Below are 16,789 nucleotides of genomic sequence, written 5' to 3'. Positions count from 1 at the left end.
AGCCGATACGCTAAAGCTGAATTTCAAGGGGTAGGTCCGAAAGCCAAAGGATATTTTCCGCATGAGCAGCACGGTCAATGAACGGATCGATATCGATTTAGACGAGTTGACTCAACAGGCGCAGATGCTCAGTCAGGCGGCAGCAGACTTTTCTTCGACTGTGGCGCCAGCAGATGAGGGACCGAGCACAGATGCTTCGCACCATTGCAGAGCTTGTGGAGAGTTCGTCAAACATGTACACCGCGTTAGATCGTCAGTGCGGGGAAAGCCTGGGAGGTTAGTAACGGCTGATCCCTCACGCCCTGGGCGAACTAACGCGCGCAGGCGGCAGACCTGCCCCTAGGGTTAATCCCAGTGAGATGGCTCGAACCGGTCAACTGTCCGGGGGAGAGGCCATCAGTGATGGGAGAGCATTCATGTTCGAACGGTTTACCGACCGGGCACGCCGAGTCGTCGTCCTCGCACAGGACGAAGCGCGCGGCCTCAAGCACAACTACATCGGCACAGAGCACCTGCTTCTCGGTCTGATTACCGAGGGCGAGGGCGTGGCCGCCAAAGCCCTGGAAACCATGAATATTAAGGGCGACGAGGTGCGCGCAAGCGTCACCGAAATCATTGGTGCTGGCGAGAAGCCGGTGGAAGGGCACATCCCCTTTACGCCGCGCGCCAAGCGCGTGTTCGAACTGTCGCTGCGTGAAGCCCTTCAGCTTGGACATAACTACATTGGCACCGAGCACCTGCTGCTTGGCCTACTCAAAGAGGGCGAGGGTGTGGCAGCCCAGGTCCTGACCAAGCAGGGTGCAGATCTGGCGCAAGTGCGTCAGACCGTCATCCAGATGCTGTCGGGTTACCAGCGCGGCGATGAAGAGGGACGCGAGTCTGTGGGCGCCGGTGTTGGAGGCCCGGGAGGTCCGGAGCGTTCCAACTCTGCGATTCTTGAGCAATTTGGCCGCAACCTCACCCAGGCTGCGCGCGAAAATAAGCTCGACCCGGTGATTGGGCGTCGCACCGAAATGGAGCGCGTCATGCAGGTTCTGTCGCGTCGCACCAAGAACAATCCGGTGCTCATTGGCGAACCTGGTGTGGGTAAGACCGCCGTCGTGGAGGGCCTCGCTCAGGCCATCGTCCACGGTGACGTCCCCGAGACCATTAAGGATCGTCAGATTTACAGCCTCGACATGGGGTCGCTGGTGGCTGGTTCGCGCTACCGCGGCGACTTCGAAGAGCGCCTGAAGAAGGTCCTCAAAGAGATCCGCACTCGCGGCGACATCATCTTGTTCATTGATGAGATCCACACGCTGGTCGGAGCGGGAGCCGCTGAGGGTTCGATTGATGCCGCTCAGATGCTCAAGCCCATGCTGGCTCGCGGCGAACTCCAAACCATTGGTGCGACCACGAATGACGAGTACCGCAAGTACATCGAAAAGGATGCGGCGCTCGAACGCCGTTTCCAGCCTGTGAAGGTTGATGAGCCCAGCGTCGATGAGGCCATTGAGATCCTCAAGGGTCTGCGTGACCGCTACGAGGCCCACCACCGCGTCATCATCACTGACGAGGCCATTAAAGCGTCGGCAGAGTTGGCGGACCGCTACATTTCGGATCGTTTCTTGCCAGACAAGGCCATCGACCTGATGGACGAGGCCGGCGCCCGCTTGCGTATTCGCCGCATGACTGCCCCGCCTGAGCTGCGCGAGTTGGATGAAAAGATCGCCGAGGTGCGCCGCAATAAAGAGTCGGCCATTGACGACCAGGACTTTGAGAAGGCTGCGGCTTTGCGCGATGAAGAGTCGAAGCTGGGCGAGGAACGCAAGGCTAAGGAAGCTGCCTGGAAGGGCGGCGAAAGCGACGAGATTGCTGAGGTGACGGACGAGGAAATCGCCGAGGTTCTGGCAATGTCCACCGGCATCCCCGTTTTCAAGCTCACGCAGACGGAAACAACGAAGCTTCTGGCCATGGAAGACGAGTTGCATAAGCGTGTCATCGGCCAAGATGAGGCCGTCAAGGCCCTGTCGCAGTCGATTCGACGCACACGTTCAGGCTTGAAGGACCCGAACCGTCCCGGTGGCTCCTTCATCTTCGCTGGCCCCACCGGTGTGGGTAAGACGGAGTTGGCGAAGGCGTTGGCCGAGTTCCTCTTCGGCGACGAGGATGCCCTCATTCAACTCGATATGTCTGAGTTCTCTGAGAAGCACACGGCCTCGCGCCTCTTCGGTGCCCCTCCCGGCTACGTGGGTTACGACGAGGGCGGCCAGCTCACCGAGAAGGTTCGCCGCAAGCCCTTCTCAGTTGTTCTCTTCGACGAGGTTGAGAAGGCTCACCCGGATATCTTCAATTCGCTGCTGCAGATCCTGGAAGAAGGTCGCTTGACCGATTCGCAGGGCCGCAAGGTGGACTTTAAGAACACCGTGATCATCATGACGACGAACCTGGGTACGCGTGACATTAACAAGGGTGTGCTCACGGGCTTCCAGTCGGCTGAGAACATGACGCACGACTACTCGCGTATGAAAGCCAAGGTCGCTGAAGAACTCAAGCAGCACTTCCGCCCTGAGTTCCTCAACCGTGTGGATGACACGATTGTGTTCCCGCCGCTCGATAAGCAGCAGATTAAGCAGATTGTTGATCTCATGGTTGCCAAGCTGGCTAAGCGCATGGAGGCTCAGGAGATGCACCTGCAGCTCACCGACGAGGCGCGTGACCTGCTGGCTGATCTTGGTTTCGACCCCGTTTTGGGTGCCCGCCCGTTGCGTCGCGCAATCCAGCGCGAGATCGAGGATGCTTTGTCCGAGCGAATCCTCTTCGGAGAGATTGTCGCCGGCCAGGTTGTGACTGTGGGTGTCGAGGGCGAGGGCCCGGACCGTAAGTTCACCTTCAACGGCCAGTAACCTTTTCCGCCGAGAGCAGACTTTATGGTCCAAAAACCGGATTTTTCGACCATAAAGTCTGCTCTCGGCGCGAGGGGGAGGGAGTGTGAGCGTGCGGTTCATCCCAAGACATGAAGACCCCTCCCTTTTATAGGGGCAGGCGTGTCAGAATATTGTCCGATAATCATCTGTCGGGACAAGCAATGGGGTGCCTATGGCTTCTCGCGCCGCATCACGCCGTCGCCGAAACCTGCTTAAACGCAGTCCGGCGATTGTCGTTCTCGTATTTGCGATGGTTGTTTCGCTTTTAGCCATCATTCACCGCGGCGTCGAAACCACCGAAGTCAATGTTGATGACGGCGGTATTTGGGTCACCAACGAAGCTAAACTCATGGTCGGGCACATGAACTACGACGCCCGAGTCCTCGACGGCGCATTCATCACCGAGTCCACCAATTTTGACATTGGGCAGGCAGGCGACACCGTCACCTTCTCCGACTTCACTTCCCGTTCCCTGGCTCCCGTTGACGTCGCCAATGTTGCTTTAGGTGCTGCCACTTCGTTGCCCGAGGGTGCCTCTGCCATGCAAGGCGGTACTTCCCTCGGAGTCATCGATCCGACCCAGGGAAACTTGTGGATGGCTGATGCGACAGCCCCGTCCTCGACCTCGTACACGGAAGAAACATCACTGGCCACCGGACTGGATGCCGGAGCAGTGGCCACATCCACCACGGGTAATGTCTACGCTCTGTCAGCTGTTGCCGGCGAATTACTCAGCGTTCAACGTTCCGGTCAAGTCATTGACACGGCAACAACGACGGTGTCTGGTTTGTCGCCAGCTGCCGACTTAACATTGACCGTTGTGGGCGATCAGCCCGTTGGTCTCGATTCCAAATCGAATACATTGGTTTTGCCCGACGGCAAACTCTACGACCTCATGGAGCAGGGCATCGGTTCGGGAGCCGTCCTTCAGTTGCCAGGCCCAAACTGGGATCGGGTCCTCTTGTCCACGACCACCGCTTTGTTTGCTGTTCCTTTAGATGGAGGTCCGGCCCAGGTACTAGGCGCAGTACGCGATGATGTCGTTGGAAATGCGGCTGCTCCCGTACGTCACAACGGATGTAGTTATGGGGCGTGGGCTGTATCAGGCGCATACTTGCGGGTCTGTGACGACTCGACCCTCGATCAGTCGCAGATCGTTGGAAGCCTGCAGGGCGCAGGTGAGATCACGTTTAGAACCAACCGGACTCGTATTGTTCTCAACGACACTGGCAACGGATCGGTGTGGTTGCCCGACGAAAACATGGTCCTCATGGACAACTGGGACGAGGTCGAAAAGGACCTTGTCAAGAACAAGGTTGAAGAAGAAACCCCGGAAATCAACGAGGAAATCGCCGACCCAGAGCGGCACGAAAAGAACAGCCCGCCAGAAGCCGTTGACGACGACTTTGGTATTCGCCCCGGCCGTTCCACAACCCTTCCCGTCCTGCAAAACGACTCAGATCCCGATGGTGATGTGCTGACCGCACGCGTCCTTGAGACACCTGAGTTTGGCAGAGTTGTCCGTACCCGCGGGGGACGAGCCCTACAGATCACTGATGTTTCCGACGAACAGACGGGAACAACGACCTTCACCTACGAAGTCACTGACGGTGAAGCAGCCGACACAGCCACGGTGACACTGACTGTTCATCCTTGGTCGGTTAATGAAGGCCCCCAGCAGCTGCGTAATCCCGTGATCAAACTTGGTGCTGAAGCGCAGATTGAATACAACATTCTGACAGACTGGATCGACCCTGACGGTGACCAGATTTATCTGGCCAACGCGGTTGCTCCAGATGGTTTGTCCATTCAGTATTCCGAAGACGGAACGGTCTCGGTCAAGGACTTGGGATTGGGTGCGGGCACCAAAACCATTGAAGTACTGGTCTCTGACGGCCAGGAAACAACCAGCGGAGTTTTGACCGTCAATGTTCAAGAACCAGGGAGCATTCCCCCTGTAGCTAACGCCGACTTTTATGTGGCGCGAGTAGGGGAGCCCTTGGTGTTGGATCCGCTGACCAATGACACGGATGCCAATGGTGACGCCTTGTCGCTGGTTGCGGTGTCCGTTGCGCCAGTCACCACCACCCTGACGCCCGACCTGAATCTGGGCACCATCACTTTCGTTGGAACAGCTCCAGGGTCCTACCAATTCACCTACACGGTCACAGATGGTCCGTCGACCGCGTTGGGTGTCATTCGCGTCGACGTTGTTGCTGCTCAAGAGAAAGCAACTCCTATTGCCGAGGACGATCTGGCAGTTTTGCCCGCAGGCGGATCGACTCTGGTCGCCCCCTTGGCAAATGATTCTGATCCCGCTGGTGGAGTGCTTGTTGTCCAAAGCGTCGAGGTGCCGGACTCCTTGGGTTTGCAGGTGACGCTCATTGATCGCCACCTGCTGAGGATTACTGCTCCGGCTGGCTTAGAACACTCGGTGGCTTTCACTTATACCGTGTCAAATGGGCAAGACACTGCAAAGGCCCAGGTGACCGTTGTTCCCACGAAGTCCCAGGACATTAATCAGGTTCCCGAGGTCAATCCTGACGCAGTAAAGGTCAGGGTCGGGGATATTGGTTCAGTGGCTGTATTGGCCAATGATCGATCCCCTGCAGGCTTACCTCTATCAGTCCTCCCTACTGTCGAGGACAATACGAATCGACCTGAGTTGGGCAAAGCCTTCGTTACCGGCAACCTTGTGCGCCTCGAAGCTGGAGATGCCCCCGGCATCAAAGTGGTCACCTATACGGTGCGTGATTCAGCGGGAAATAAGGCTTCTTCGACGGTGACATTTGAGGTGATTGCCGATTCTGAAACGAACTCTGCTCCGCAACCTAAAGCTTTGACCGCTTGGGCTGTCACCTCAGAAATGACCAGAATTCCAGTTCCGCTCAATGGGATTGACCCAGACGGTGATTCGGTCACCCTGATCGGTATCGAACAGTCACCCACCAAAGGCACTGTTGAATTGGGTACTGACTGGCTCGAATACACACCGGCCAAGGAGTCGGCAGGCACAGATGTTTTTACCTACATTGTTGAGGATCGAAAAGGTAAACAAGCAACTGCCCGTGTGCGCGTTGGTATCGCGCCTCCTGCCACAGGTAACCAGGATCCTATTGCGGTTGACGACCTGATTACGATTCGCTCCAATAGGGAAGTGTCGGTGGGCATCCTCGTCAACGATATTGACGCCGACGGTGACGTCATTTCTTTGGTGGAAGATTCGTTAGTGCCCAGCGTCGAGGGGCTGGGGGAGCGCATCACCGGCCAGACGATCACTTTTAAGTCACCCAAGCAAGAAGGCGACTACTCGATTGCTTATGACATCACCGATGGGCACGGCGGTTTTGCCACGGGCACCCTGGTTATCCACGTCAAAGAGGACGCGCCGCTGCAACCACCTATCGCGCGCGATGACGTTGTTGCTGTTTCCGAATTGCCTGAAGGCACAGGCAAAGTGCGAGTTCCTGTTACAGCTAATGATGACGACCCCGACGGCGTCGTTGCCGATCTGCAAGTCTCGACGGATTCTCCGCTTGCCTCCGTTGACGGCCAGGATCTACTGATCACTCCATCGGCTGGGCGCGCCCATGTCGTTTACACGATCACCGATAAGGACGGTTTGAGTGCCTCTGCTGTCGTCTTCGTCCCCGGCATTGACCGGACGCGACCGATGATTGATGAGACTCGCGTTCCCCTTGAGGTCAGAGCAGGTGAAGACGTCACGGTTGACATTAAGGACTTTGTCTTGGTGCGTGCGGGTCGAACAGCGCACATCGTCGATGAGTCCACCCTGAAAGGCTCAGTTGGCATTGACCAGGGAATGACACTCGAGGGCGATCACACGATCAAGTTCCATGTGTCGAAAGACTATGTTGGCAAGAGCTCTATATCGTTCGAGGCCCGCGATGGACTGGCTGATGACGATTCGGCCTTATCAGCCGTCTTGACCATTCCTCTCAAGGTTAAGTCGGTGACCAATCACCCGCCGACGCTCACGCCAACGGCGATTAAGGTTGCTGCCGGAGACGATCCGGTTCTTTACGACTTGTCACTGATGGTTCATGACCCCGATGATGGTGACCCAACGACCTTTGCATACGAACTCATTAAGAGTCCCACGGGTGCGACAGTGTCCCTTAAAGATCACACGCTGTCGGTTCAAGCGGCTATTGGTCAACCGCAGGGGGATTTGGATCCAATCACCGTTTCCGTTGACGATGGGTCGGGCCCAGTTCAGGCCCAGATTCCTGTCAAGGTAGTCTCTTCGACGGCTCCATTGCCGCGGGCAACCGATATTGAAATCACGACGGCGAATGCTGGGAAACCTGTGGTTGTTGATCTCACGCCCGCTCTGTTCAATCCCTTCAAGGAGACCAGACTTCGTATTCACTCGGTTCAATTCCAAGTGGGTGCCGGGACTTTGGATCCGGATTCAAATAGCTATCGCTTGACGATTACGCCCCAAGCCGGAACCACTGGCTCGATGGTGGTGACCTACAAGGTTGCTGATGCCACTGAAGATCCGGCGCGTAATGTTCAGGGCAGGGTTGTCCTCGTAGTGCGTGATCGTCCTGAGCCTCCTTCTGCTGTTAAAGCGTCCGTGATGGGTGCCGGAAGAGCCATGGTGACCTTTACTCCCGGTGCTAACAACGGGGCGGAAATTGATTTCTACGAGGTCACGAATGTGGTGACGGGTCAGATCACCAGATGTGAGATCACTGCCTGCCAGATTTCGGGTCTGACGAATGGTGTGGAGCACGCTTTCAGTGTTCGCGCACACAATGATGTTGATTTTTCTGACTCCTCTCAAGTTTCGAATAGAGAACTCGTCGATGCTGTGCCGGGGAAGATGCCGACCCCCACGATTGAGGCTGCAGATCGTCAGCTCCAGATTTCTTGGATTCCTCCCGAAAATGAAGGGTCTGCGATCCAGCGTTACACAGTGTCCATTGCTGGAGCGGGTGGCGTCAGGACGATTGACGTTACAGGTACGAGCACTGTGGTTTCTGATTTGACCAATGGACAGTCCTACACGGTGAGCATTGTTGCTCACAATGGTGCCAAGCAGCCGTCGCAAAGCTCTGATGGAGCAGTGGGCACGCCCTATGGAACCCCGGATACGCCATGGATCACTAGCACTGTTGTCACCGAATCTAGTTCCGACGGGGAAACGGCAACGCTTGAAGTGTCATGGGATCGTGGTACTCCCCAGGATGCCGAATGGGGATCAACAACAATCACTATTGGTTCAGTGACGCAGACAGTTGGCCCGAATGACACGAAAGCCGTTCTTAAGGGCATTTCCCCGGAACTTGAACACACTGTGTCGGTTCAGACATCAAATGCGCGTGGCGTCAAGTCCCAGGTGGGCACATCAACCGTTCGAGTTTCAACGATTCCTTTTGCACCCAAAGCTAATGGACTGGCCTTGCGGCCCACGGGTAAGAAAGGCGAACTGAAGGTGGTGGGCCTTGAGAAGTCGCCTGGACGCGGTTACTCGCAAGGTGAACTGACATTGCGCTATTCGGTGGCCGGCGAAGGATGTAGTGCGTCAAGCCCTGAGTTCCCCGCATCATCTGGCGTCATTAATTCCGGAGACAATGCGCCAATCTCATATGACTTCTGCCAGACCGGCATGTCTTCGTTAGGCCAACCATCGGCATCTGAAGTTGTTACGGCGCCAGCTGTGGCTGCCGAGTCCGTACCCAATGCGCCAGGGTTGTCTGCCACGCCAACATCAACCACACAGGTCAAGGTTGAGTGGACCGTAGAAGAGGCAAGCCCGGCTGTCTCACAGGCCGTTTTGACAGCGAATGGTACTGCCATCAAAGTCGACTACAAGGCCGGTTCTCACCTTGTCACTGACCTTGATCCAGGTAAGGACCATTCCTTCGTCCTCGAGATTGAAAATAAGTGGGGGAAGGTCAAATCTAACCAAGCAACGGCCAGCACCACCATGGACATCCAGGTCGTTTGGAGCAATTCTTGCGGTGCAGATGTCCTCCCGCGGGTGCAATCGCCTGCTGACGAGGACGACGCGCAGTCGGGCGTGGTCCAAGAACCCGAACCATGCTTCACTTTCTCTCTCAGACCCGTTGGCTGGACGAATAATGCAAAACCAATGTCGTGCGTCGTCACTTCCGATGTTGATAATTCGACTCGAAAGACGGTGTATATCAGAGGTAAGGATGATGTTCTCACGGGGATTAGAACCCTGATGGGAAGCCAGGCAGAACTTGAAGGACTGTGGGCGCGTCGCCCCGGACTCGTGCAATGCTCGAATTGACCAGTAAGGATTCAGGACTGAAATGACCATCAGCATTGAAGACACAACCCGATTCGCTCAGACTTTCGCTGGTCTGGTCGACGGCATTGCCGTGGCAGTCCTCGACAAGGAAACAACGATTCGGCTCGCACTGACGACGATGTTTGCCGGTGGTCACCTGCTTCTCGAGGACGCGCCAGGCACCGGAAAAACAGCGCTAGCCCGCGCCATGTCCAAGGTCATTGACTCCAAGACTGCGCGTATCCAGTTCACCCCAGATCTGCTGCCGTCGGATATCACCGGCGTCAATATGTATGACCAAAAGACCGCAGACTGGTCGTTCCACGGGGGCCCAATCTTTGCTGAGATCGTGTTGGCTGATGAGATTAACCGTGCCTCGCCGAAAACCCAGTCGGCCCTGCTGGAAGTAATGGAAGAAGCACAGGTGACCGTAGACGGTGTACGTCACCCGGCGCCCCAGCCTTTCATGGTGATTGCAACCCAGAACCCGATTGAACAGGCCGGCACCTATCCGTTGCCCGAAGCTCAGCTCGACCGTTTCTTAATGAAGACCTCAATCGGATACCCCTCTCGCGCTGCGATGATTGACGTGTTGGCAGGAGCTGCCGCGCCCGACCGTTCCAAGCTGGTTCGGCCCCTGCTCAAAGCCGACCAGGTGGTGCGCTTGGCTGAATTGGCGGCCCAGAACCACACGGATCGCGCTGTTCTTGACTACATTGCCGCACTCGCCGAGGCAACCCGCCAGGATGAGTCTTCCACCTTGGGCGTCTCCACCCGAGGAGCTATCGGAATGGCCCGCTGCGCCAGAGTTTGGGCGGCTGCCCAGGGGCGAAACTTCGTTCTGCCCGACGACGTCAAAGCCCTTGCTGTCCCCGTGTGGGCCCACAGAATCGTCGTCGATCCGGATGCTGCTTTCTCCGGCGCAACCGCTGAAGGTGTCATTAATCGTGCGCTGACCACCGTTCCGGCCCCGGCGGTGGGTGCCTGAATCCTGTGCCTGTACGTAACCTGATCCGAAGAGCCCGCGATAAGGTCGCAGGCTTTGCCCGTATCCCTATTGTTGGCTTCTGCCTGGGGTGGCTGCGAACCGTGACGCGCACGGGATGGGCGGTGTTTGTTTGTGCCCTGATCGCAATGTGGTTGGCGTCAACGTGGGGGTGGGTCGAGGCCTTCGTCATTGCCATTATTTGTGGGGTCATCCTGATATTTGCTCTCATTTTGGTCATTTGGCCGACCCCTCACCGCATTGAGATTCGCCTCCCGCAAGAGCGCATTGTTGCAGGGCAAACAGCCATCGGCGGTATTACGGTGACGAATATGCGCAACCGGCCTGCGGGTACGGGAGTCATCGAGCTTCCCATTGGTCAGGGAGCAGGGCAATTCATTGTGCCGCCCTTGGCGCCCCAGGCCCAATGGGAAGAGGTCTTTTCGGTGGTGACACGGCGACGTGGCCTTATCGCGGTGGGACCGGCACGCTCGGTGCGTGCCGATGGGCTGGGTTTGCTGCGGCGCGTGCGCGTGTGGGACAAGCCCGACATTTTGCGTGTCCATCCGCGTACCGTTCGCATTCCTTTTGATGCCACTGGATTTCAGGTCGATGTCGAGGGCGTGACGACAGCGAAACTGTCGTCGTCGGACGTATCTTTTCATGCGTTGCGTGACTATGAGCCGGGTGACGACAGACGTAATGTGCACTGGACATCTACCGCTCGGCTTGGAAGGTTAATTGTTCGCCAATTTGAGGAGACTCGCCGTTCCCACCATCTGATCGTCGTCGATACCGGCGTCCAGAAGTGGCCGCGCGAAGCCTTCGAAACGGCAATCTCTGTAGGGGCGTCTCTAGCGTTGGCGGGCTTGGGCTCATCGCGCACAGTGTCGATGAGTACCTCATCAGCTTGGGTGTCGACAAGTTCTCCGATACGTATGCTCGACGACCTAACCGAGGTCGAATCCCAAGACAATGCTGACGTTGAAGCACGAGTTCGACACTGTTTGCAAGAACGTGGAGGAGTGTCGGCCCTGACGGTGATTGTCAGCCCTGAAACCACGGATGAAACGGCAGCTCGAATTACGACATCCTCAAGCGCTGACATCTCTACGATCGTCATTCGAGTCCGGCCAGGAGCCTCAAGGCGTCGTCGCCGCCTCACTTCGGGGGTTCTGCTGGATTGCCCCAGCCTCGATGATCTTCCGCGCCTTATAGCTGGAGGCGCATTGTCATGACGATTCCCTCCCCACCTAACAGAAGGCGTAGCGCACACGATTCGACTCCCATGAGTGCAACAATGCGTGGGCGCCGACGAGGCCGACTCCCGCAGTGGTCGCTGCTCGTCGTTGCGCTGCTCTTCGTTGGGCCAATTTTGACCCACGAACCCATTTTTGGAGACCTCTCAGGCGCATTTGCTGCGGCGGCAGGGGTGCTGGTGGGCTTACTCATCGCGGCCGCCTCAACGCGGTGGCGTTGGGATGTGCTGTCCACCTTAGCTGCGGTTTTGGGAGCCCACTTGTTCCTGGGAGGGGCCATCGCTCTTCCGACCACCACCATATTCCGGGTGGTCCCCAGCGCAGATACTCTTCAGACGCTGGTCCTGGGGTCGGTCCAGGCGTGGAAAGATCTGCTCACTATTACGCCGCCTGCCTCCTCGTATGTGGGTCCCGCCTTGGTTCCATGGATCAGTGGCTTGGTGGCTGCCACTTTAGCGGGCTTGGCGACCGCCCGTTGGGGCCGAGCCATTGTCGGCACGATCCCAATTATTGTCATGGGCATCATTGGCGTAGCCTTTGGTGAATCTGGAACACGCCCCAGCGTCTGGCCTGTGGTTTTGTGGTGGGTCATGGTCCTACTGTGGTGGGCCGGTGCAGCTCAACGACGCAGGATCGATGCCGGAGAAGACATTATTGTCGGTAGGGGAGCTACCGTCACTGCGACAGATGCTGCAGCCTCGTCGACGACGGGACGTTCACGCAGTGCCGTTAACGTTGGGCGCCGAGCTGTGTCCGCCCTCGTCATGGCCGCCCTCGGAGCCGGAATAGCACTGCCCGCAACGATCCAATGGGGCCCGTGGAATTCGCGTATCGTAGCCCGCGACCTGGTTGAACCTCCCCTTGAAGTCCGCGACTATCCTTCGCCCCTTGCGGCGTACCGTCACTACACGACGGATTTGGAGAAGAAAAAACTCCTGTCCATTAAAGGCTTGCCTGAGAGTAGTCGAGTCCGAGTGGCAGTAATGGACTCCTACGACGGCACCACTTTTGGCATGAGTGAAGCCGAAACTTATCCCGATTCCGGCTACCGTCCCGTGGGCTCACGATTGCCAGAGCAAGTCGTTTCCGATGGGGCTAAACCCGCGGAGATGACGATTGAGACTTCCGGGATCATTGGCCCGTGGGTGCCTCTGATAGGTACCGCGCACAGTGTTGTTTTCACCGGTGAGAATGCTGATGCCCAGCAGGACGGCCTACACGCTGATCTGTGGTCGGATACTGCCTTGACGACGGGGCCGACCTCGGCCATGTCATACACGGTCAACTCCTACGTGGAGCCGAATCTTTCCGATGGCCAGCTCAACGACGTCAAGATTGTGGATTTCCATGGTCGAGACTCCAACGTGCCTGACACTATTGCCGAAGCCGCCACAGCAATCTCAGCGAAAGAACAGTCGCCGCTGGCTAAAGCTCGTGCCATCGAACGTCACTTAGCGGATCACGGCTTCTATTCGAATGAGGACACAGCCCAGTCCAGGCCCGGACACCGCGCTGATCGTCTGGCTCGCATGCTCGAAGCTGAACAACTCATTGGCGACGATGAACAATATTCGGCGCTTATGGCCCTCATGCTCCACTCATTGGGGATGAACGCGCGAGTTGTCATGGGATTCCGCTCACCAGACACCGGCGCCGGCAGCGAGGCAATCTTTTATGGCAGCGACATGCAAGTGTGGGTCGAAGTGGAGTTTGAGGGGATCGGATGGGGAGTTTTTGACCCCACGCCGCCTCGTGACCAGAAACCGCAGACGGATATCCCCGAACCCCGATCAGTACCAAGACCTCAGGTGCTTCAACCGCCTGAACCACCAGAAGAACCAGTGGAACTGCCGCCGACCACATCCGACAAAGACTCCAAGTCGGAGGATGATCAGCGCTCGCAAATTCCTTGGGGGATCATCGCCGGGGTTTCGGTCAGCATCCTGGTTGTTATTTCTCCCATACTGGCGATCCTTGCGCTGAAGGCCCTTCGCCGACGTGGTCGGCGCAAAGCCGATGATTCGCGCCTCGCCCTCGTTGGCTCTTGGGATGAGGTCGTAGACCTAGCCACCGATGCCGGAATCGATATTGACGCCCACAAGACCCGCCAAGAAACGGCGTGGGAGTTAGCGTCCGTGTGGGGCTCGCCGTCCTCGTCGCCAGCCAACGAAGCTGACGCAGCTCAGCAACCCCAAGGTCACACTGCAATCCCGGGTTGGACCCTTTTTGCTGAAGAAGTTCCAACCGCGGTGGCAATCGCGAGGAGAGCTGATGTCGCTAACTTCGCTGATGGGCAAGCATCACGTGAAGAATCTGAACTCGCGTGGAAAGACGTTGACGCTTTGCGGGCTGAACTTCGGTTAGGGGCTCGTCCTCTCACGAGGATCCGGCGAGCCCTTTCACTCAAGTCGCTCCTTCGTCGTCGCCGCTTGCGTAGTCAGCGCCAATGCCTCGCCCGAGAAGCAAAAACAAACCCAGTGAATAAAGATGCTGCAGTGGCATCTTCACGTTTGCGCCGCTGCGATAGGAGGAAAAGACAATGACACCGACTCCTACAGCGGCGATTTTAAGGGGCCCGGATCTTCCTGGCTTTGAATGGGTGCGCCCACTGGGTGCTGGAGGTTTTGCCGATGTCCACCTGTACCACCAACTACTGCCCTCGCGTGACGTGGCAATTAAAGTTGTCCGGTCAGGAAATGATGAACGGGGCCTAGCCGAGCTCAAACGCGAGGCCGACGCAATGACAGCGATTGCCGGTCACCCTGCGATCGTTCAGCTCTACGGTGCGGGTGCCACCGAGGATGGTCGCGCCTACCTTGTCATGGAATACTGCCCGGTCGCCGATGTTGGCGAACAGGTTCGGGCGCGCCCAATGTCTATTGATCAAACCCTTGACATCATGATCCAAATTAGCGGCGGTGTCGAAATGCTCCACCGCGCGGGAATCGTCCACAGGGATGTCAAGCCCGCCAACCTGATGTTGGATTCCTACGGTCGCCCGGTTTTGTCCGACTTTGGTGTCGCTTCCCCAATCGGTGCCCTGGAGGAAGGTTTCCTCGATGGGTTTTCTGTTTTGTGGGCTCCCCCAGAACAGCAGGATCAACGGACCCACGTTCACCCCACCCAGGATGTGTGGGCGCTGGCCGCTACGACGTGGACTTTGCTGTCTGGTCGAAGTCCTTTCGAAGACCCCTTCGGTGACAACGCTCCGGTATCTATTGCGGCCCGAGTCCGGTCAGGACGAATCCGAGGCCTTGGGCGCGCCGACGCTCCTGCACAGTTGGAGAAGGTCCTGGAGCATGCGATGCAGGTCGATGTGCATAGACGTACTGCGTCGGCAGCAGAATTTGGTAGGGCTCTTCAAGGCATCCAACGTTTAATGGGTAGACCTGTGACCCGCCTCGAAATTAGGGACTCCCAGCCTGCTACCGGTCCAACCCTTCCTTCTGCTCCTTCGTCCCTTGGTGGTGCGGCCGCTACGGATATGCCCCATATGGGTGGAGGAGTCGACGTGGATCAGGGCACACGCATGCGTTCCATGCCTTCGGTGGACGCTGACCGAACACGGTTGCGAGCTCCAAGTTTTGACTTTGATTCTGCGGTTGAGGCCCATGCGGACTCGTGGAACGAACCTCGTTCTCAAACTACGGGTCGTAGGGTTGTTTCGGCTCAAGGCGAAGACTCAGCTTCGCGTGGCATCTCTGCCTGGAGCATCATCGCCCTCGTTGTCCTAGCTGCGGTCATTATCGCTGGACTGGTTGTTGCCATGCTTACCGGCGGAGGACGCCAGATCGCTCCGCCCCAGGATAAGGGGAACAACGGCGGGCAGGTTGATGACCCAGTTGATGCACCCCCAGCCCCCGTATCATCCCTTGAAGGTGCCGTTGTGGATGGCAAGGTGACATGGACGTGGCTGGCCGCTGAGCAGGCTCAGTCAGGTGGACAGTCAGACCAGGGCTTCCACAAGGCCCAAACTGATCACTTCTTATACACGGCGACACGTCCAGGAGAAGACCCGGTACTCAATAATATTCGTGCCAATACGGTGACGATTGTGGCGGTTCCGGGGGAAAACTGTCTGGAAGTCATTGCTGTCAGCGACCGAGGACGTCAATCCATCCCCGTGAGTCAATGCATCACCGTTGATTGAGTCAGCGGTTCTTGCCTGCTGCCGCTGATCGGCGTTGACGGATCCACGACGCCAAGATAATTCCCGCGACTGCTGCGGCCCCCGCGCCGGTGATTGCGAAGATCACTTGTCGTTTTGCGCCAGTGCGGTCAACGGTGGGTTCAGGTCGGACCATCAGGGGTTCTGCGATTTTGGAGGGAGCTGGAAACTTCGGATTTTCTGGGCCGAGGGTTTTCCCGTCGTTCGTAAAATTCAGGGCGTCGTAGGGTGCGATGATTCCCCAGCCGAGGCGATTCGACTTTTGTGCGGCGTTGGGGCGCAGCGCGGTGGCTAGGATCCGATATTCCCATTCTTGAGGGGTTTCCGAAGGATAGGTAGAGGCGATGAGCGCGGCCAGTGCGGCTGCGTATCCCGTGGCGTACGAGGTCGTGGGGCTATCTGCAGCCAGGATGCAGTCACCGTAGCTTTTGTAGGTTGTTAATACATTGGAACCCGGGGCAGCTACTTCAATATGTTCCCCTGTAACGACACTGTCACTGGGGAGTCCGTTGACATCAACGGCGGTCACCGAGAGGACTTGCGGGTATGCAGCCGGATACCGAAGCGTATTCGCATCCCCCTGGTTTTGGCCCGAGGCGTTGCCCGCGGAGGCGACGACCAAAGCTCCTTTGTCTGTCGCGTAGCGTACCGCCTCTTCAAGTTCGGGCAGGGTCGAGGTCGAAGAAGCTGGGACTGCGATCACTACTGCCCCTTGGTCTGCTGCCCATCGGATGCCTTCGGCGGTGACCCGAGAATCGGGGCCTTTCCCAGCCTTTATAGCTTCAGAAGTGCTATTTTCATAGACCCGAACTGGCAGGATTCGAGATGCTGGCGCCATTCCGACAACGCCGGAACCTTCGACCTGTCTGGCTGAGATTTGACCTGCCACAGCTGTTCCATGTCCAGAAAGGTCAGTGCGCCCATCGGTTTGTCCGACGAAATCTTTACCTTCGAGGACAACTCCGCCAGCGAAATGAGGATTCGAAGCGTCCACACCTGAATCAACTACGGCCACGAGGACGCCGCCCTGTGAAAGCTGCCAAGCATCGTTCATTCCCAGTTGCGAAATGAAAGAAGGGCTCTGTGCTACCAGAGTGTCTTCGTTGAAGTTCTCTACGCACGGATCGTCGGTGACCGAAGTGGGTTGCTCATCTGCATGTGTTGGCATGGGGGCCAGTACAA

7 protein-coding genes are annotated in these 16,789 nt (G+C 57.3%); 6 read left to right on the top strand and 1 reads right to left on the bottom strand.

Annotated features, from left to right (window positions below; genetic code table 11):
• Nucleotides 1–416 precede the first annotated feature (416 nt).
• The 6 genes from G439_RS0107780 to G439_RS0107755 all read left to right on the top strand — a co-directional run bounded on the left by G439_RS0107780 (nucleotide 417) and on the right by G439_RS0107755 (nucleotide 15,589).
• Nucleotides 417–2,885, top strand: a complete 2,469-nt coding sequence (locus G439_RS0107780; protein ID WP_026459521.1) for an ATP-dependent Clp protease ATP-binding subunit — start codon at nucleotides 417–419, stop codon at nucleotides 2,883–2,885.
• A gap of 193 nt (nucleotides 2,886–3,078) precedes the next feature.
• Nucleotides 3,079–9,195 carry an Ig-like domain-containing protein gene (locus G439_RS0107775; RefSeq protein WP_022868617.1) on the top strand — a complete coding sequence of 2,039 codons (6,117 nt, stop codon included), beginning with the start codon at nucleotides 3,079–3,081 and terminating at the stop codon, nucleotides 9,193–9,195.
• 22 nt (nucleotides 9,196–9,217) lie between these two features.
• Nucleotides 9,218–10,183, top strand: coding sequence for an AAA family ATPase (locus G439_RS0107770; protein WP_022868616.1), 966 nt, complete (start codon nucleotides 9,218–9,220; stop codon nucleotides 10,181–10,183).
• 5 nt (nucleotides 10,184–10,188) lie between these two features.
• Complete coding sequence (locus G439_RS0107765) at nucleotides 10,189–11,418, top strand: DUF58 domain-containing protein (RefSeq protein WP_022868615.1); 1,230 nt, start codon at nucleotides 10,189–10,191, stop codon at nucleotides 11,416–11,418.
• Nucleotides 11,415–13,982, top strand: coding sequence for a transglutaminase TgpA family protein (locus G439_RS11570; RefSeq protein WP_243442567.1), 2,568 nt, complete (start codon nucleotides 11,415–11,417; stop codon nucleotides 13,980–13,982). Before G439_RS0107765 ends, G439_RS11570 begins: the two co-directional genes overlap by 4 nt.
• Entirely contained in the window at nucleotides 13,979–15,589 is a 1,611-nt protein-coding gene (locus G439_RS0107755) for a serine/threonine-protein kinase (RefSeq protein WP_022868613.1), read from the top strand. The genes G439_RS11570 and G439_RS0107755 overlap by 4 nt, the downstream gene beginning before the upstream one ends.
• 1 nt (nucleotide 15,590) lies before the next feature.
• On the opposite strand, the gene G439_RS11565 is transcribed toward G439_RS0107755, so the two are convergent.
• Nucleotides 15,591–16,775, bottom strand: coding sequence for a S8 family serine peptidase (locus G439_RS11565; protein WP_165544531.1), 1,185 nt, complete (start codon nucleotides 16,773–16,775; stop codon nucleotides 15,591–15,593).
• Nucleotides 16,776–16,789 lie beyond the last annotated feature (14 nt).

The organism is Schaalia vaccimaxillae DSM 15804 (assembly GCF_000420425.1).
Lineage (GTDB): Bacteria > Actinomycetota > Actinomycetes > Actinomycetales > Actinomycetaceae > Pauljensenia > Pauljensenia vaccimaxillae.
This window is presented reverse-complemented; position numbering and strand designations above follow the sequence as displayed.

Coding starts and splice junctions, on each gene's coding strand:
- G439_RS11565 (WP_165544531.1), bottom strand. CDS start 16,775: ATGCCAACACATGCAGATGAGCAACCCACTTCGGTCACCGACGATCCG.
- G439_RS0107770 (WP_022868616.1), top strand. CDS start 9,218: ATGACCATCAGCATTGAAGACACAACCCGATTCGCTCAGACTTTCGCT.
- G439_RS11570 (WP_243442567.1), top strand. CDS start 11,415: ATGACGATTCCCTCCCCACCTAACAGAAGGCGTAGCGCACACGATTCG.
- G439_RS0107755 (WP_022868613.1), top strand. CDS start 13,979: ATGACACCGACTCCTACAGCGGCGATTTTAAGGGGCCCGGATCTTCCT.
- G439_RS0107775 (WP_022868617.1), top strand. CDS start 3,079: ATGGCTTCTCGCGCCGCATCACGCCGTCGCCGAAACCTGCTTAAACGC.
- G439_RS0107780 (WP_026459521.1), top strand. CDS start 417: ATGTTCGAACGGTTTACCGACCGGGCACGCCGAGTCGTCGTCCTCGCA.